Source organism: Paenibacillus sp. FSL R7-0333 (assembly GCF_038000365.1).
GTDB lineage: Bacteria > Bacillota > Bacilli > Paenibacillales > Paenibacillaceae > Paenibacillus_AQ > Paenibacillus_AQ silagei.
Genome location: NZ_JBBOBZ010000001.1, coordinates 6,575,128 through 6,593,172, shown reverse-complemented (window position 1 = coordinate 6,593,172; position 18,045 = coordinate 6,575,128). Strand labels below are relative to the sequence as shown.

Genomic DNA, 18,045 nt, shown 5'->3' with positions numbered 1-18,045 from the left:
GAATCTATACTATTAATATAATAAAATTAGAGTGCGTTGAGAAGTTAGAACGGGTAGTTCATGGCGGGATTGTTTATAACGAAGAGTCATGCGTAAGGTTGGGTCATTCTCAGCGAATATAACAAACGTCAACTACTCGTTCCTAAGGGCTTCGCCCACGGATTCTGCATGCTCGCGCCCAATACCCAAGTTCTATATAAAGTGGACGAATATTATTCCCCTGAGCATGACCGTGGCATACTATGGAATGACCCGGCGCTGGGGATTGACTGGCCGGCCACGAATCCGGTGTTATCTGACAAGGATCAGCGTCATCCGCTGTTAAAGGATGCAAAACTGAACTTTGAAGTGTAAGCTATAGCATCTTAATCATCATTATTAGTCAAAGGTGGTCAACCCATGAAACTCCTAATCACCGGCGGAGCCGGCTTCATCGGCAGCAACTTCGTAATCTACATGCTGCAGCAACACCCGGATTACCAGATCGTCAACGTGGATGCGCTGACGTATGCAGGGAATCTGGAGAACCTGAAATCTGTTGAGAATCATCCTAACTATACGTTTGTGAAGGCAGACATTACTGATGTAGCGGCGATGGATAAGCTGATCGGTGACGGTGTGGATGTAGTGGTTAACTTTGCTGCTGAGTCTCATGTAGACCGGAGTATTCTGGAGCCGGAAGTGTTTGTGAAGACGAATGTGTTAGGGACTCAGGTGCTGCTGGATGCGGCTAAGAAATACAGTGTGACTAAGTTCGTTCAAGTGTCAACAGATGAGGTCTATGGATCGCTTGGCGCAACCGGTCTCTTCACTGAAGAAACACCACTTACGCCAAATAGCCCGTATTCTGCAAGTAAAGCAGGCGGAGATTTGCTGGTGCGTGCTTATCATGAAACCTTTGGGTTGCCGGTGAACATCACCCGCTGCTCCAATAACTACGGTCCTTATCAGTTCCCGGAAAAGCTGATTCCGCTGATGATCTCCCGTGCGCTGGCAGATCAGGCCTTGCCTGTGTATGGAGACGGAATGAATATCCGTGACTGGCTGTATGTTGAGGACCATTGCAGCGCAATTGATCTGGTTATTCATGAAGGCGTGAATGGTGAAGTGTACAATATCGGCGGCAACAATGAGCGGACGAATGTGCATATCGTGAATACTGTGCTTCAAGAGCTTGGTAAGCCAGATTCGCTGATTTCGTATGTTCAGGACCGTCCGGGACATGACCGCCGCTACGGCATCGACCCAACGAAGATTACGAACGAGCTGGGCTGGAAGCCTAAGCACACGTTCGAAACTGGCATTAAGGAAACTATTCAGTGGTATCTGAATAACAAGGAATGGTGGACCCGCATTCAGTCTGGCGAATACCAGAAATATGCTGCACTCCAGTACGGTACCCGTCTGGGGGATTCTCTGTAATGGCGAAGATGAAGGTGTTTGTCACAGGCTCTGGCGGGCAACTGGGGCAGGATCTTATGCTTTTGCTTCATGGGCAGGGGTATGAGGTGCTGGGCTGTGACCGTCAGGAGATGGATATTACCGATCTGGACCAGTGTGAGCAGACTATTGGGGCGTTCGCTCCCGATGTGGTCATTCATTGTGCGGCTCATACGGCAGTGGATGCAGCTGAGAGTGATGTGGATGCAGCGTACCTCATTAATGCTACGGGAAGCCGGAATGTGGCGCTCGCTGCTGAGAAGTCGGGGGCTAAGCTGGTCTATATCAGCACGGATTATGTATTCGACGGCATGGGGGAGCAGCCTTACCATGAATATGATAATACCGACCCCAAGAGTATCTATGGTAAGTCTAAACGGGCAGGAGAAATTCTGGTCCAGTCCTTATCTTCTAAATTCTTTATCGTACGCACCTCATGGGTCTATGGCAAATACGGCAACAACTTTGTCAAAACCATGCTGAAGCTGGGGCAGGAAAAGCCGTTGCTGCAGGTTGTCGATGACCAGAAGGGCTCACCTACCTATACGGTGGACCTGGCAAGATTCTTGCTTGAGCTGATCCAGACTGAAAAGTATGGAGTGTACCACGCCTCGAACACAGAAGCTTGCACCTGGTATGAATTCACTCAGGCCATCTTTGCGGAAGCAGAGGAACTTCTGGGGCTAAAGTTTACAGCGAAGCTTGAACCTTGTGCTACAGAGCAATTTCCGCGTCCGGCGCCTCGCCCACGCAACTCGGTGATGGAGCATCTGGCGATCCGTACCAACGGGTTCCAGGATATCCGTCCATGGCGTGAAGGATTGAGAGACTTTTTGCTGGAGCTGAAATAGCTGCAGGATATGTTGAAGAACCCCTAATCCATCTTAATGGTTAGGGGTTTCTTATTGTAATTTGATAGTCTTGATGAGAGCGGTTCAACAACCTTCCATAGCCCGGCACCTCTCTTTTCGTTATAATGGAGAGTAACAGGTTCGAACAATGAATATATGGAACTCGAGGTACCCCATGAAACTTAAAACGGTCAGTGTGCATATTGTTACTTATAACAGCGCAGATGATATTGCGGATTGCTTGTCGGCTGTGCTGGCTCAGAATTATCCGGTCAAAAAGATTGTGGTAGTGGATAATGCTTCCACGGATGGATCGGCGGAGAAGGTGAGGGCGCTCTATCATGAGCTTACTCAGGGATCAGCGCCTATGCACATAGACCCGTTACACTTCGTTGATGTAGCAGCAACCTCATCAACAGCCGCAGCTGCAACCAACTATGGAGACCCTAAGGACAGCCCCCCTCCCCCAACCCTGGTCCTCCTAGAAAATGAACATAACACCGGCTTCGCCCCCGCACACAATCAGGCGATTGCCGGTACTACGACCGATTATGTGCTGGTGTTGAACCCGGACCTTACGCTGGCCCCGGACTATATATCCAGGCTGGTAACCCGGATGGAAGCGGACTCCCGGATCGGGAGTGCCACAGGCAAGCTGCTGCTGAAGGCGGACCATTCGCTGGTGGACAGTACCGGACTGAGGATGAATAAGGCGCGGCGGGCGTTTGACCGTGGAGCGGGAGAGCCTGCTGACCAGTGGAATGAGTCTGGTGAAGTATTCGGTGTCTCCGGTGCAGCGGCGATGTACGCGCGGCGGATGATTGAGGATATCAGCGTGGAGGGGGAGTTTTTCGACGCGGATTTTTTTGCGTATAAGGAAGATGTGGATGTGGCCTGGCGTGCAGAATTGTTCGGTTGGAAGGCCTACTATGATGCGGAAGCGATCGGCTATCATGAGCGGGGCTGGAAGACGTCTGGCCGGAGCGGCAAAGCGATGTTCATCAAGCGGATTTCCTATATCAATCGGTATAAAATGATATACAAGAACGAGTCCTCCCGCACACTGCTGCTCACTCTGTTAAATTCTCTGCCTTACGAGATTGCCGCACATGGCTATTCATTGTTGAAGGAGCCTAAGCTGTTAGGAGCCTGGCCCTCCTTCTTTACACAGAGAGCTGCCCTGAAGCGTAAGCGCCGGTATATTCAGGAAAGGGTCAAGCGCAAACAAGGTTAATATAAATCATACTAAGTATGTAAAATAAACCTAAACAGGCTCAGCCTATTGATGCGCCTTTCATGTTATAATAATTGTCGATAGACTATAAGCTTTTTTGAAATAATACGTCTAACAATACATGATGGGAGGAGAGAACCTTGCAGTCTGTCACCATAAAGATTAGATTCTTTCCAAATAACTCCATCGAATTGAAATCCTTGAGTAATGAATATATTCGAGTTATAAATTTATTAACAGAACAAGCAGAACAAGCAGAACAAGCAGGGGCATTCCCAAAGCTCACGACAAAACATGTAGCAGCTACACTTCCTTCTGCTGTAATTAATCAAGCTATTCGTGATGCTAAGAGCATATTCAAGAAAGTAAAGAAAGACAGGAAGCGTCCAATTTTAAAGAAGCCAACCTATTATATCAACAATCAAAACTATTCCATTAGGGATTCTTCCATTGCTTTTCCTATAATTATAAACAATATAGTGAAGAAGACGGTTTTTCCTGCTGTTTTGACAGAAAGGGATAAGAAGTACCTTCAATATGCAAAATGTGGTCTAATGCGAATTGTTGAAAAATCCGGAAAGTGGTTTGCGCAGGTTTCTCTTGAAGTTCCCACAGAGATAACAACAGGCGAACATGTAATGGGTGTTGATCTTGGGTTAAAGTTCCCTGCCGTGGCAGTTACTAGCGGAGGAAAGACAGGTTTTTTTGGGAATGCTAGAGAGAATAAATATAGGAAACGCAAGTTTCGTAGTGAAAGAAAAGTATTAGGAAAGAAGAAAAAACTACATGCAATTCGTAGACTTGATAATAAAGAACAAAGATGGATGAAAGATAGAGACCACAAAGCAAGTAGGCAAATTATCAATTTTGCCACCAAGAATCAAGTGTCTGTCATTCATTTAGAGAAATTAACGAATATCAGAAAAACGACAAGAACAAGTCGTAAAAACGAAAAAAACTTGCACACATGGTCATTCTATCGCTTATCACAATTTATTGAGTACAAAGCAAATATGGCTGGAATAAAAGTGGAATACGTAGATCCTGCGTATACATCCCAAAAATGTCCTTCTTGCTCTGCACTAAATAAAGCGACAGATAGAAAATATTCATGCCTATGCGGGTTTCACACACATCGTGATAAAGTCGGTGCAATGAATATCATTCACGCGCCTGTGATTGGTGGTAATAGCCGATCAGCCTAAGATGCTAAACGCACTGTCTTAGGAGGGCTAACGACATAGCCTCACCTTAAGGTCATACTCCGATAGTAGAAATACACTTCGGTTTAATCACTTAAGAATCCCAATGTTTAAACTTCGGGAATGTCAATATATTTGTCAGGAGAGTATAGCAGTGAATGTAGATGTTAGTATATTGATTCTAAATTACAACACATGCCGCCTGACGATGGACTGTCTGAGGTCGGTATATGATTCCGAGACAGGATATTCCTATGAAATTATTCTAGTAGATAATAACTCCCAGGATGACTCGGTAGAGACGATAAGCAAGGAGTTTCCTGAGGTGCTGTTAATCGCGAATTCGGAGAATGTGGGCTTTGCCAAGGGGAATAACCAGGGGATGGAGGTCGCCTCCGGGCGTTATGTGCTGCTGCTCAATTCGGATACAGTGATCCGTAAGGATACGCTGGAGACGATGCTTGAGTTCATGGATAGCCGTCCGGATCTTGGCGCGTCCGGGTGTAAGGTGATTCTGCCGGATGGGTCCCTGGATAAGGCCTGCCGGAGAGGGTTTCCGACACCGTCTGCGTCCTTTTATTATGCCTTTGGCTTCAGTAAGCTGTTCCCGGACCGCCCGAAGTTCAACGGCTACCAGCTCGGCTATCTGGACCCGGATGACGAATATCCGGTAGATTGTCTGGTTGGAGCGTTCATGCTGCTGCGCCGGGAGACGATTGAGCAGGTGGGCGGACTGGATGAGACCTTTTTCATGTACGGAGAGGATTTGGATTGGTGTTACCGGATCAAGGAAGCGGGCTGGGGGATTTATTATTATCCGCAGACGTCCATCGTACATCTGAAGGGTGGCAGCGCGCGCCGCAGACCGTTCAAGATTGTGTATGAGTTTCACCGGGCCATGATTTTATTTCATAAGAAGCATTATAGCAGCCGCTACAACAGTATGATAAATGGAGCGGTCTATGCGGGCGTCGGCGTTAAGTTCACTCTATCGCTGCTGCGCAACGCATTGATTGCCCCTCGTAAGGTACCTACACCCGCACAGAGTCTGAATGTTCCCGGGGAAGCCGGTATCAGCAATGAATCGAAGGCTGAGGTGAGATTATGATTCGCCGGAATCAAAAGTTTTTGACCCAACTATATATGGTAGCCGACTTTATCGTGATCCAGTTGTCCTTCCTTGCGGCCTGGTGGCTGAAGTTCAAGAGCGGCTTGCTGGAATCCTACCGGACGCTGCCTATAGAATCCTATGGGTACTGGAGTATTATCTATGGGGCCATAGCCGTACTGATCGGTATTGTAGTGTCTCTATACTTGCCTAAGCGGAAGAAGCGGTTCATTGATGAATTCATCAAGATTTTTCAGGTTCATGCCATGGGGATCTTTATCCTGCTGGGCCTGATGTTCTTCCTGAGGGAGATTGATATCTCCCGGCAATACCTGGCGATCTACATGGGCTTCAATATTCTATCCATTATGCTGTACCGTTATGTGCTGAAGAAGATGCTGAAGTCACTGCGTGAAAAAGGCTTCAACCGCCAGTTCGTTCTGATTCTTGGTGCAGGCACATTGGGTAAAAGATTCTATAACAACCTGGAGCAGTATCCGGAGCTGGGCTATGAGGCCATCGGGTTCCTGGATGACTTCCATCAGTGGGATGGCATTGAGGAGCAGCGGTATAAGCCGATTCTGGGTACAGTGGATCAGTTGGAGGCTATGCTGGAGATGCTTCCTGTCGATGAGGTGATTCTGGCGCTGCCGCTGGATGCCCACTCGAAATACCCGGCTATTATTGCAACTTGTGAGAAAGCCGGGATGCGGACGCTGATTATTCCCGATTTCTTCGATTACCTGCCGGCCCGTCCGTATTTCGATAACTTTGCCGGGATGCCGATGATTAATGTGCGCGATATTCCGCTGGATATGGCCGGGAACAAAATGGCAAAGCGTGCGTTTGATATTGTGTTCGCCTTGTTCGCCATTCTTATGCTGTCTCCGGTGATGCTGATTGTTGCGCTCGGAGTGCGTCTGACTTCACCGGGACCGGTGATTTTCAAGCAGGAGCGGGTGGGGCTGAACCGCCGTAATTTCATGATGTACAAGTTCCGTTCCATGAAAATGCAGACGGACGGTGAGGTGGACACAGGCTGGAGCACGAAGGAAGATCCGCGCCGGACCCGCTTTGGTACGTTTATCCGCCGAACGAGTCTGGATGAGCTGCCGCAATTCTTCAACGTGCTGTTCGGGCAGATGAGTGTGGTTGGTCCCCGGCCGGAGCGCCCTTATTTTGTAGAGCAGTTCCGCGGCGAGATTCCGAAGTATATGGTTAAGCATCATGTGCGGCCGGGGATTACCGGCTGGGCTCAGAGTAACGGTCTGCGCGGGGATACCTCGATTGAGGACCGGATCAAGCATGATATTTTCTATATCGAGAATTGGTCTCTGCTGTTCGATATCCGGATTATTGCCAAGACTATTCGTAATGGGTTTAAGAACGCTTATTAATACACGGTCTTATCTATATTCTATTCTCCGCTAAAAAACGGTTGCTGCCCCTTGAGGATGACACAGCCGTTTTTGCTTTTTTCAGCCGACTCTCTACTACTTGCAAAGGAGACTGCCATCATGAAGAGAACAAAGCTTATTGCTTCTATTACTATGATCGGGGCTGTTACACTTTTGCTTGTATTGATGCTTGGAGGAAAAGAAAAACAGCCAGCTACAGGCTTCGCGGCCCACAGGGTCATTGCCCATGCCATGGGCGGAATCAATGACAAGGCGTATACCAATACCAAGGACGCTTTTATTGCGAACTATGAGCAGGGGACCCGGATCTTTGAGGCGGACCTGCTGCTTACCAGTGATGAACAGCTCGTGGCCCGTCATGAATGGACTACAGGTATGAGTAAGAAGCTGGGTCAACAGGAGGTTCTTCCTCCTGACAAGCAGGGAGAGGTGCTGACTCACGATGAAGTGATGAACAGCCCGGTGCTGGAGCTCTACTCTCCGCTGGATATTGAGAAAATCGTCAATCTGCTGGAGATCTACCCGGATACCTATATTGTAACGGACACGAAGGAGCTGGAACCGGAACAGGTAACGAAGCAATTTCAGCTCATTGTAGAAGCCGCACGGAAGAAGGACCCAGCGCTGCTGGAGCGGATTGTTCCGCAGATTTACAGCCGGGAGATGCTGGAGGTTGTGAAGCAGGTGTACGCTTTTCCGGAAATCATCTATACCCTATACCAGACAGAGGACAGCGACGAGGTGGTCATTGAATTCGTCAAGCAGACCGGCGTGGACATCACGATGCCGACAACCAGGGCTACCAAGAGCTTCGTGCGTAACTTGAAAAAAGCGGGCGCCAGAGTCTACGTGCATACCGTGAACGAGGAGAAGGAAATTCTGGAGCTGTCCCGGCTGGGGGTTGACGGGTTCTATACTGATTTTGTCCCGGAAAACGACTTGAAGCGGATCAAGGGTCTCCGCTGATCAAGGAGAAGGCAAAGGCGAAAATGCGAAAAAATGTTCGCATTTTGTTCTCTTTTAAATTGACACCCCCCTTCGTGCTGACTTAGACTAGAGATACGGATTTTGCGTGCGCAGGAGTGTGTATATTCACTTAGATGAACAATGAGGATGGACAAAGATGAACGAGATGCGGCAAATGATCAGGCCATGGCGGCATGTATTCAAGCTGGACCCGGACCGTGTGCTTGGTGACAAGGAGCTGGAGGCTGTCTGCCAGTCGGGAACCGATGCGATACTCGTAGGCGGCTCTACTGGCGTGACTTATGAGAATACGGTGAGTCTGCTTGCGAGAATCCGGCAGTATGACCTGCCTTGCGCGCTGGAGATCTCGGATCTGGAGGCCGCTGTGCCCGGGTTTGACCTGTATATGATTCCCATGGTGCTCAACACTGACGATACTTCATGGATTCTCGGCCATCACCGCCGGGCGATTGAACGCTTCGGCAGTCTGATCCCATGGGAATTGCTGTTGACAGAGGGCTATATTGTGCTGAACAGCGATTCCTCGGTAGCGCGCCTGACCGGTGCGGACTGCTCGCTCGATGCGGCTGGTGCGGGAGCCTATGCGCAGATTGCAGACAAGCTGATGAACCTCCCGGTGGTCTACCTTGAATATAGCGGACGTTATGGAGATCTGGAGATTGTGCGCGAGGTCAGGGAAGTGGTTGAGCACAGCCAGCTTTTCTATGGAGGCGGAATTACAGGTGCAGAGGAAGCCATGCATGTAGCCGCGCTATGTGATACAGTAGTGGTCGGCAATATTATTTATAGCAATGTGGAACAAGCGCTGTTGACGGTCCAGGCTGTGCGGAATACCCCGCAGATGGACTGGTAGACTTTATAGATCATGAGCGTATATAAGAAGCGCAAAGAACTTGACGAAAAGCAAAAAGAAGCGGAGGGGAAATTTGGAACTGTAGGAGCGGTAGCGTCCGCCTGAAAGCTTTCCGTAGGAAAGCTCGCATCGGAAGCATCAGCTGTCACCGGATTTCATCCGCGAACAGCGGTTTAAATCAAGAAATCGGGTGACAACAGCGGCCGGAAGTCCAAATGTTCACCGCAGCGACGACCAAGCTCTGAGTTCAAACCTTAAGTGCGTCTTATATAACTTATATTCAGAAAGGAGCATGTAACACATGCAACTTGTTAACATACAGGACGCCGTAAGCCGTCTGAATCCCCCGCAGCGTCAGGCTGTAGAAGCAACTGAAGGACCCCTGCTAATTATGGCTGGCGCAGGCAGCGGCAAGACCCGCGTGCTGACCCACCGGATTGCCTGGCTGATTGCGAACCGCAAGGCACCGCCGTGGGCGATTCTGGCGATTACGTTTACCAATAAGGCCGCCCGGGAGATGCAGGAGCGTGTCTCCAAGCTGGTTGGGCCGGAGGGCCGGGATATTTGGGTATCTACTTTCCACTCCATGTGTGTGCGGATTCTGCGGAAGGATATTGATCAGATTGGCTTCACCTCGAACTTCTCCATTCTGGATTCGACAGACCAGCTGTCCGTCATCCGCAATTGTATGAAGGATCTCGACATCGACACCAAGAAGTTCGAGCCGAAGGCTGTCCAGGCCGTCATCAGCACGAACAAGAATGAGCTGATTACACCGGTGCAGTATGAGCAGAAGGTTGGCGATTATTTTGAAGGTCTGGTGGCCAAGGTGTACACCAAATACCAGCACCGGCTGAGAAGCAATAACTCTCTGGACTTCGACGATCTCATTATGAAGACGATCGAGCTGTTCAAGGAGAAGCCGGATGTGCTGGATTTCTATCAGAAGAAGTTCAAGTATATTCATGTCGATGAGTATCAGGATACGAACCGTGCGCAGTACATGCTCTGCCGGATGCTGGCTGAAGGCCACCACCGGATCTGCGTGGTCGGGGACAGTGACCAGTCCATCTACCGCTGGCGCGGGGCGGATATCTCGAACATTCTGAACTTCGAAGAGGATTACCCCGAAGCCCAGACGATTCTGCTGGAGCAGAATTACCGCTCCACCTCGAACATTCTGAATGCCGCCAACGGCGTGATTGCCCTCAATACGGGCCGCAAGCCGAAGAAGCTGTGGACCGACTCGGATGAAGGCGCGAAGATCAAGGTGTTCCGTGGTGACACTGAGCATGACGAAGGATATTTCGTCACCGGGGAGATCAGCAAGAACGTGAAGCAGGGACAGGCTTACCAGAACCACGCGATTCTGTACCGTACGAATGCCCAGTCCCGTGTAATAGAAGAAATTTTGATCAAATCGGATATTCCGTATCAGATCGTCGGCGGCATCAAGTTCTATGACCGCAAAGAAATTAAGGATCTGCTGGCGTATCTGCGCCTGCTGTCCAATCCTGATGATGATATCAGTCTGACGCGGATTATCAATGTTCCGAAGCGCGGGCTGGGGGATACCACTGTGGGTAAGCTTGCGGCAGCGGCGGCTGCCCAGGGCGTCTCGATCTTCCGGGCGCTGCAGACGGTGGATGATCTCGGGTTCGCCGGAAGGACCCGTAACACGCTGGTGGAATTCTACGATATGATCGAAGCCCTGCACCGGATGGTGGAATTCCTCTCGGTGACAGAGCTGACGGAGAAGATTCTGGAGCTGTCCCAGTACCGCCTTGAATTGCAGAATGAGAATACGCTGGAGTCCCGTTCACGCCTGGAGAACATTGACGAGTTCCTGTCTGTTACGATGGAATTCGAGAAGAACAATGAAGACAAGTCGCTGGTCTCCTTCCTGACCGATCTGGCGCTGGTTGCGGATATCGACAGTGTGAATGATGATGAGGAGCGCAGTGATGCGGTAGTGCTGATGACGATGCACAGCGCGAAGGGTCTGGAGTTCCCGACCGTCTTCATTATCGGGATGGAGGAAGGGGTGTTCCCGCACAGCCGCGCCTTCCAGGACAATGATGAACTGGAAGAAGAACGCCGGCTGGCGTATGTGGGCATTACCCGTGCGGAGAAGCAGCTGTTCCTCAGCTGCGCACGGATGCGCACGTTGTTCGGGCGGACGAACGCGAATGCGCCGTCCCGCTTCCTGGAGGAGATTCCGGAGGAACTGAAGGAAGATACTGTCCGTGAATCGGACCGCTTCCGGCGCGGAGGCGCGGAGGCAGGCGGTGCCTATGGCGGCCGGGGCTTCGGCGGAAGCGGAGGCAGCCGGGGGAACTTCGGCAGCCGCACCGCTGCTGCCGGGAACGCGCCGGGAGGCGGCGGGTCCGCCAGCTTCGGCAGCGGCAGCTCTGCAAGCGCGGTGCCTGGCGCGGGCCGTGTGGTGGTGACGACCGGAGGCGCGCAGCGCACGACGGGCGGGGCCGGGGCGGCTGCCGAGGCCGGAGGCTTCAAGGCGGGCGACAAGGTCGCCCACGGCAAATGGGGCACCGGCACCATTGTGGCCGTGAAGGGCAGCGGCAACGATACGGAGCTGCAGATTGCCTTCCCGGCGCCGGTAGGCGTTAAGCGGCTGCTGGCCGGCTTTGCGCCGATCACCAAAGTTGAATAAATCAAGCTTGCGATTAACGGCAGTGCTTTTGGATCACGCTAACCGTAGGAAACCTATTTGACGGAGGGATATGCCGGATGGATATGATGTTCACGATGGAAGAGCTTGTAGCCGAGCTGAATCAATACAATTATCACTACTATACGCTGGATGCTCCACAGATCAGTGACAAGGAATACGATGTGCTCTACGACAAGCTGGTAGCGCTGGAAGCGGAGAGCGGAATTGTATTGCCGCATTCCCCGACTCAGCGGGTAGGCGGGGAGCTGCTGAAGGGCTTCACACCGCACCGCCATCTGGCGCCGCTGTGGAGTCTGGATAAGGCGCAGAACATTGAACAGCTTCGAACCTGGAACACCCGTGTGCTGAAGCTGGTGAATGATTATAATACCAAGAACCCGGAGAATCCGCTGCCGGAGCCGTGTTATGCCGTAGAGCTGAAGTTCGACGGCTTGACGCTGAACCTGACCTATCGTGATGGGGCGCTCGTACAAGCAGCTACCCGTGGCAACGGGGTGACAGGTGAGGGAATTCTGGCTCAGGTGAAGACGATCAAGTCCGTTCCGCTGAATATTCCGTTCAAGGAAGGCGTTATTGAAGTGCAGGGCGAGGGGATTATGAACCTGTCGGTACTGGCGGATTATAATACCCGCGCAGCAGAGCCGCTGAAGAATGCACGCAATGGTGCGGCGGGAGCGCTGCGCAACCTGAATCCGAAGATGACTGCCGACCGCAGGCTGAATGCTTTCTTTTATAATGTGGGGTATGCAGAAGGCGTACAGTTCGCCGATCATCAGGAGATGATGGATTTCCTGCGCAGCAACCGGTTTAAGGTTAACCCTTACCTGAACTACTTCAGTAATTTCGATGATGTGACCGAGCAGCTGGCAGAGATTGAAGAGAGCCGGTCCGGTCTGGATTATCTGATTGACGGGGCGGTCATTAAGGTTACCGATTTCCGCATCCGTGAGGCGCTGGGCTATACCGACAAGTTCCCGCGCTGGGCCGTAGCTTATAAATTCGAGGCGGAAGAGACCACAACCATTCTGGAATCTGTAAGCTGGAATGTCGGACGTACAGGCAAGGTCACTCCGCTTGCTAGGGTAGAAGCTGTAGAATTAGCCGGTGTTACGGTGCAGAACTGTACACTTAACAACGTAGGCGATATTGAGCGCAAGAATCTGAAGTTTGCTCTGGGTACACGGGTATTCATTCGCCGCTCCAATGATGTCATCCCGGAGATTCTGGGCAAGGTGACAGAAGAGAGTGACGGCGGGGAGATTATCTTCCCCGAAGAGTGTCCGGCCTGCGGGTTCCCGCTGGAGATGCGCGGCGCTCATCTGTTCTGCAACAACAAGCTTGACTGCAAGCCGCAGATTGTCAGCCGGATTACCCATTTTGCGTCCAGAGATGCCATGGATATCGAGACGTTCAGTGAGAAGACAGCGGCTCAGCTGCATGAGGAGCTTAGTGTACGGGAGCCTGCGGATCTGTATGAGCTAACCTTCGACCAGCTGGTGAAGCTGGAGCGGTTCGGAGAGAAGAAGGCGGCGAATCTGCTGAAGGCACTCGAAGACAGCAAAGGCAGAGATCTGGCATCCTTCCTCTATGCACTCGGTATTCCTAATACCGGCAAAGCCACGACAAGAATGCTGGCCGACCATTACCGCAGCCTGGAAGCTGTCATGTCTGCTACCGCGGAGGAGCTGGCCGGACTGCCGGATATCGGGGGAATTGTGGCGGAGAGCATCGTGAATTATTTTGCCGACCCGTTCGTAGTGGTTAGCATCGACCGTATGCGGGCGCTGGGGGTAGAGGCCAAGGCTCCTGAAGCGCCGCGTGTAGTCAATACGAATACCTATTTCAGCGGCAAAACAGTCGTCCTGACCGGTTCCCTGCAGAAAATGACCCGCGAGGAAGCCGCCGAACGTCTGGAGGCTCTGGGGGCAAAGGTATCCGGCAGCGTCTCCAAGAAGACGGATCTGGTTATCGCCGGGGAGAAGGCAGGCAGCAAGCTGGCCAAAGCCCAGCAGCTCGGCATTCAAGTCATTGAGGATGAAGACGAACTGATCCGGCTGCTAGAGATGTAAGAGAATATATAAGTCCTGTGTTTCCTTTGCTTATGGGCGGAGGGGCGCAGGGCTTTTTTTGATGTATAGGAAATCGGAAAACCGATCACATTGCGGCAAGCGAGGGTGAACGGGCCGGATGTAATCGAAAAACCGACCACATTGCGCCAGGCGAGGGTGAGAGGGCGGAATGTAATCGAAAAACTGACCACATTGCGCCAGGCGAGAGTGAACGGGTCGGATGTAATCGAAAAACCGACCACATTGCGCCAAGCGAGGATGAAGGGGCCGGATGTACAGGGGAAGGCACCAGCATTTGTTACCCGGTAGGCTGATTTTGTTGTGCAGACGGCTACCCTTCCGCTTTCATGTGAACATTTGATAATTTAATACAACTCCATACTTATTTTGACAGTTAGTTAATCTTTCCAAGGTAAGCTTGGGATTAGAACCGTCACAATGAGGAAGGGGTATATGATGAACAAGTTAATGAGGGGCATGATTTTTGGAGGATTGGCGGCAGCTGTAGTATCAGGAGCAACACTTGCAGGAGCGGCCAAGAGCCCGGCTAATTCCGGGGGCGCTGCCAAAGCCCAGTCTAAGAATCTTATCGTTCTGATCGGCGACGGCATGGGCCCGGCTCAAGTGTCTGCGGCAAGATATTTTCAGCAATATACCAAGGGAGTCAAGCACCTGAACCTCGATCCATACTACGTGGGACAAGCTACTACATATGCAGACCGGGGAGAGGACAGCGGTAAAATCGTATCCGGGATCGTCACAGACTCCGCCTCTGCCGGTACTGCATTTGCTACAGGCCATAAAACCTATAACGCGGGCATCAGCGTCTCTAATGAGGATGTCTCAAGACCCTTTGCTTCTATAATCGAAGCTGCGGAGAGCGCAGGCAAGGCCACCGGCCTTGTGACCACTGCCCGTATCACCCATGCCACACCTGCCGTGTACGCTTCCCATGTCCGTAACCGTGACAATGAATCGGCGATTGCCTCACAGTACCTGGAGAGCGGCGTGGATGTGCTGATGGGCGGCGGGAAGCAGTTCTTCCTGACCAAGGATGAGAAGGGCAAACGTACGGATAAGAACCTGCTGCCTGACTTCAAAGCCAAAGGCTATACGGTCGTTGAGAATACCACAGCCTTAAATACACTCACTTCCAAGAATACCAAGGTGTTAGGCTTGTTCGGCAACTCCCATGTGGCTTATACGCCAGACCGCACTCCGGAAATTCCGAGCCTGGCAGCGATGACCTCCAAGGCACTGAATATTCTGTCCACCGATAAAGACGGCTTCGTCATGATGATTGAAGGCGGGCGTATCGACCATGCCGGTCATGCCAACGATCTGCCGACCCTGGTGCAGGAAGCGCTCGACTTTGACGCAGCCTTCAAGACAGCTGTTGATTTTGCGAAGAAAAACGGCAACACCTCTGTGGTGGTTACTGCTGATCATGAGACAGGCGGCCTCTCACTCTCGCGTGACAATATCTATGAGATCAACATCGATCTGTGGAACAAGCAGAAGCATTCCTCCGAGAGTCTGGCAGCCGATCTTGAAGCCGCGCAGACACCGGAAGAGATCCGCAAGATCGTAACGGCAAACACCTGGATTACAGATCTGACGGACGAGGAAGTTACCCAGATTATGAACGGCGACGGTTCTTCGTACAAACGGGAAGGCGCATATAATGCAGTGATTTCCAAACGCCTGCTGGTCGGCTGGTCGGGTCACGGCCACTCTGCGGTGGATGTTGGGGTGTGGGCGTATGGCCCGATTGCTGACAAAGTGAAGGGACAGATCGACAATACGCAGATCGCAACTATGGGAGCGGGAATACTGGGACTGGATCTGAACAAGCGTTCAGCAGAGCTGCAGTCGAAATATGTCTATCCGAAATTCAAAATCAGCCGCGACAATGAAGTGCTCTATCCGGCTCAGGCTCTGGTGAAGGCGCTTGGAGGAACCTATACAGGGAGCACTTCTGCTGCCAAGCTTACTATTGGAAAGAATACGATTGAAGTCGACCTGACCGGTAAAACAGCGAAGCTGAACAGTAAAGCGGCCGCATACACGGTGGATGTGGATAATAACGTACTCTACCTTCCGCTTAGTGCATTCAACCAGTTGAAGGGCACGACCTTAACTTGGGATGCGCTGTCCGAACGCATTGTGCTCAGATAGGAGTGGCTTTTATTGCTCCAGATTCAGAATTTGACCAAACAATTCAAAGTGGACGGCAGAGCTGTGCCGATCCTCGATATCCCCCGGTGGAATGTTGAAAAAGGAGAGCGTGTAGCCATTACCGGACCCAGCGGGTCCGGTAAAAGCACGCTTTTGCACCTGATCAGCGGCATCATGCGTGCAGACAGCGGCAGAATTACCGTAGACGGACAGCCGCTTCACGAACTGACCGAGGCGAAGCGCGATGCCTTCCGTGCTTCTGCTATCGGCTATGTGCTGCAGGACTTCCATCTGATTCCCTCGCTGACCGCACGGCAGAATGTCGAGATTGCCATGACGGCCCGGCTTACGCAAAAGGAGCGACGGCGCATAGTGGACGGCTGGTTGGAGCAGGTGGGCCTGGGGGGCCGCGGAAGGCATCTGCCTTCCCAGCTCTCACGCGGGCAGCAGCAGCGCGTTGCCATTGTAAGAGCCATGGTCAATCACCCGCCGCTTCTGCTGGCAGATGAACCGACAGGCAGCTTGGACTGGGAGACTGCCGATGAGATATCCTCGCTGCTCCTGGAGCTTAGCGCGGCGCATGGACACACTTTAATCGTGGTAACCCATGACCTCAATATGGCTGAACGGTTTCCACGCCGCTTGAACATTCAGGATATCAATGAAGTGCGGCGGGAGGCATTATCCCGGCAGCGCTCTTCGCTCAGTGGGGTGGACAAGGAGGGGATTTCGCTATGAGCCTGTTCCGGCTCACCCTCCGCAATGTGCTGCACCGGCGGTTCCTGTCTCTGCTTACCGTGTGTGCTGTGGCGATTACAGTTGCCTTTATTGTGTTACTTGTCCTGTCCCGGCAGAGTGTAGAGCAGGGAGCCAAGAAAGGCTATGGCCCCTTTGATCTTGTCATAGGAGCAACGGGCAGTGAGACACAGCTTGTGCTGAATACCTTTTATCATATCGGCGCGCCAACCGGGAATATCCCGCTTGCTGTATTGGATGAGGCACGGCGGGACCCGTCTGTGGAAGCTGCCTTTGCGATGACTACGGGCGACAACTACAAGGGCTATCCAATTGTCGGGATAGATTCCGGGTATTTCTTCACCCGTTACGGTGGCAGCCGGCTACAGGAAGGCAAGATGTATGCCGATACTGGTGATACGATTGTAGGCTCATACGTGGCCCGGTCGCTGGGACTGAAGGTAGGCGATACCTTTGCGGGGGCGCATGGACTTGTACAGGGAGAAGACCACGAATCCGCAGCGGCTGAGCATGAAGGGGATCATGAGGACGAAGAAGCAGGAGGACATGCGGCAGCCGAAGATGAGGGGACGGGAGAGCAAGCCGGGCATGCCCATGATGATTTTCGCTACAGGGTAGCGGGTATTCTTCCAGAGCTCCATACTCCGGATGACCGAGCGGTCTTTACGACAGTTGACTATGCCTGGGCTGTACACGGGCTGGCGCCTGAGGAGCGGGAGATCACGGCGGTGCTGGTTAAGCCGGCCAGTCTGCTGGGGGCCCATGATTTGAAGCAGGGATTCGATGGCAGCAATGGTGTCCAGGCGGCGTATACCAGCAAGGCCGTGTCCGATGTGTTGAATGCAGTGGATCAGGGCTCCCGGCTGCTTGGGATGCTGACGGCCATTTGTGTGCTTCTCGCAGGTATTGCGATTCTACTATCTCTCGTTGCAGCAGCCTCGGAGCGGACCAAGGATGTGGGGATACTACGTCTTCTCGGAAAATCACGGGCCTACGTATGGCTGACCTTGACCACAGAAGGCCTGCTGGTAACAGCAACCGGACTCATTGCGGGTCTTGTAATCGGTCATCTCGGTGCCTATCTGCTCAAGGACATGTTGTTCTCGCAGGCGGGCATTCAAATCGAGCCCTACCATTGGACACCGGAGCATTGGCTTATTGTGCTTGGAGCGCTGGCGATAGGTCTGCTGTCGTCGCTTGGGCCAGCCTTCCGGATGTACCGGATGCATCCGCTCGCCTTGTTCAAATCATAGGAGG

Annotated in this window: 14 protein-coding genes and 1 pseudogene; all 15 read left to right on the top strand. The window is 52.0% G+C overall.

The annotated features are described in order from the left end of the window. Positions 1-102: 102 nt before the first annotated feature. Positions 103-354 (top strand): annotated as a pseudogene (locus tag MKY86_RS28150) (dTDP-4-dehydrorhamnose 3,5-epimerase family protein); the annotation flags it as partial. A 45-nt stretch (positions 355-399) separates the two neighbouring features. Continuing rightward, the gene (gene rfbB, locus MKY86_RS28145; protein WP_076083572.1) at positions 400-1,422 is read left to right on the top strand and encodes a dTDP-glucose 4,6-dehydratase; all 1,023 of its coding nucleotides are present in this window, start codon (positions 400-402) and stop codon (positions 1,420-1,422) included. Positions 1,423-1,430: 8 nt separating this feature from the next. Next, a complete protein-coding gene (gene rfbD, locus MKY86_RS28140) occupies positions 1,431-2,291 on the top strand; it encodes a dTDP-4-dehydrorhamnose reductase (RefSeq protein WP_076083638.1) in 861 nt (286 codons plus the stop codon). A gap of 175 nt (positions 2,292-2,466) precedes the next feature. Further along, a complete protein-coding gene (locus tag MKY86_RS28135; RefSeq protein WP_076083568.1) occupies positions 2,467-3,525 on the top strand; it encodes a glycosyltransferase family 2 protein in 1,059 nt (352 codons plus the stop codon). A 140-nt stretch (positions 3,526-3,665) separates the two neighbouring features. Next, positions 3,666-4,730, top strand: coding sequence for an RNA-guided endonuclease TnpB family protein (locus tag MKY86_RS28130; protein WP_076083563.1), 1,065 nt, complete (start codon positions 3,666-3,668; stop codon positions 4,728-4,730). A gap of 205 nt (positions 4,731-4,935) precedes the next feature. Then, positions 4,936-5,835 (top strand): glycosyltransferase family 2 protein, encoded by a 900-nt coding sequence (locus tag MKY86_RS28125; RefSeq protein WP_445669941.1) that lies wholly within the window; start codon positions 4,936-4,938, stop codon positions 5,833-5,835. Continuing rightward, positions 5,832-7,232 (top strand): undecaprenyl-phosphate glucose phosphotransferase, encoded by a 1,401-nt coding sequence (locus tag MKY86_RS28120; RefSeq protein ID WP_036721088.1) that lies wholly within the window; start codon positions 5,832-5,834, stop codon positions 7,230-7,232. The genes MKY86_RS28125 and MKY86_RS28120 overlap by 4 nt, the downstream gene beginning before the upstream one ends. A gap of 120 nt (positions 7,233-7,352) precedes the next feature. After that, positions 7,353-8,219, top strand: coding sequence for a phosphatidylinositol-specific phospholipase C/glycerophosphodiester phosphodiesterase family protein (locus MKY86_RS28115; RefSeq protein WP_076083556.1), 867 nt, complete (start codon positions 7,353-7,355; stop codon positions 8,217-8,219). A gap of 166 nt (positions 8,220-8,385) precedes the next feature. Continuing rightward, positions 8,386-9,093, top strand: coding sequence for a heptaprenylglyceryl phosphate synthase (locus tag MKY86_RS28110; protein WP_076083635.1), 708 nt, complete (start codon positions 8,386-8,388; stop codon positions 9,091-9,093). Between the two features lie 301 nt (positions 9,094-9,394). After that, positions 9,395-11,764 carry a DNA helicase PcrA gene (pcrA, locus tag MKY86_RS28105; RefSeq protein WP_076083552.1) on the top strand — a complete coding sequence of 790 codons (2,370 nt, stop codon included), beginning with the start codon at positions 9,395-9,397 and terminating at the stop codon, positions 11,762-11,764. A gap of 77 nt (positions 11,765-11,841) precedes the next feature. After that, a complete protein-coding gene (gene ligA, locus MKY86_RS28100) occupies positions 11,842-13,854 on the top strand; it encodes an NAD-dependent DNA ligase LigA (RefSeq protein WP_076083548.1) in 2,013 nt (670 codons plus the stop codon). Between the two features lie 90 nt (positions 13,855-13,944). Beyond that, the gene (locus MKY86_RS28095) at positions 13,945-14,163 is read left to right on the top strand and encodes a hypothetical protein (protein WP_143803854.1); all 219 of its coding nucleotides are present in this window, start codon (positions 13,945-13,947) and stop codon (positions 14,161-14,163) included. A 147-nt stretch (positions 14,164-14,310) separates the two neighbouring features. Then, on the top strand, positions 14,311-16,032 hold the full coding sequence (locus tag MKY86_RS28090) for an alkaline phosphatase (RefSeq protein ID WP_445669940.1): 1,722 nt from the start codon (positions 14,311-14,313) through the stop codon (positions 16,030-16,032). Positions 16,033-16,044: 12 nt separating this feature from the next. Then, positions 16,045-16,770 carry an ABC transporter ATP-binding protein gene (locus MKY86_RS28085; RefSeq protein ID WP_076083540.1) on the top strand — a complete coding sequence of 242 codons (726 nt, stop codon included), beginning with the start codon at positions 16,045-16,047 and terminating at the stop codon, positions 16,768-16,770. Beyond that, positions 16,767-18,041 (top strand): ABC transporter permease, encoded by a 1,275-nt coding sequence (locus MKY86_RS28080; protein WP_076083536.1) that lies wholly within the window; start codon positions 16,767-16,769, stop codon positions 18,039-18,041. The genes MKY86_RS28085 and MKY86_RS28080 overlap by 4 nt, the downstream gene beginning before the upstream one ends. Positions 18,042-18,045: the final 4 nt, after the last annotated feature.

What these genes read in the sequence shown, in the direction of transcription:
- rfbB (WP_076083572.1), top strand. Translation starts at nt 400, where the DNA reads ATGAAACTCCTAATCACCGGCGGAGCCGGCTTCATCGGCAGCAACTTC.
- rfbD (WP_076083638.1), top strand. Translation starts at nt 1,431, where the DNA reads ATGAAGGTGTTTGTCACAGGCTCTGGCGGGCAACTGGGGCAGGATCTT.
- MKY86_RS28135 (WP_076083568.1), top strand. Translation starts at nt 2,467, where the DNA reads ATGAAACTTAAAACGGTCAGTGTGCATATTGTTACTTATAACAGCGCA.
- MKY86_RS28125 (WP_445669941.1), top strand. Translation starts at nt 4,936, where the DNA reads ATGGACTGTCTGAGGTCGGTATATGATTCCGAGACAGGATATTCCTAT.
- MKY86_RS28120 (WP_036721088.1), top strand. Translation starts at nt 5,832, where the DNA reads ATGATTCGCCGGAATCAAAAGTTTTTGACCCAACTATATATGGTAGCC.
- MKY86_RS28115 (WP_076083556.1), top strand. Translation starts at nt 7,353, where the DNA reads ATGAAGAGAACAAAGCTTATTGCTTCTATTACTATGATCGGGGCTGTT.
- MKY86_RS28110 (WP_076083635.1), top strand. Translation starts at nt 8,386, where the DNA reads ATGCGGCAAATGATCAGGCCATGGCGGCATGTATTCAAGCTGGACCCG.
- pcrA (WP_076083552.1), top strand. Translation starts at nt 9,395, where the DNA reads ATGCAACTTGTTAACATACAGGACGCCGTAAGCCGTCTGAATCCCCCG.
- ligA (WP_076083548.1), top strand. Translation starts at nt 11,842, where the DNA reads ATGGATATGATGTTCACGATGGAAGAGCTTGTAGCCGAGCTGAATCAA.
- MKY86_RS28090 (WP_445669940.1), top strand. Translation starts at nt 14,311, where the DNA reads ATGAACAAGTTAATGAGGGGCATGATTTTTGGAGGATTGGCGGCAGCT.
- MKY86_RS28080 (WP_076083536.1), top strand. Translation starts at nt 16,767, where the DNA reads ATGAGCCTGTTCCGGCTCACCCTCCGCAATGTGCTGCACCGGCGGTTC.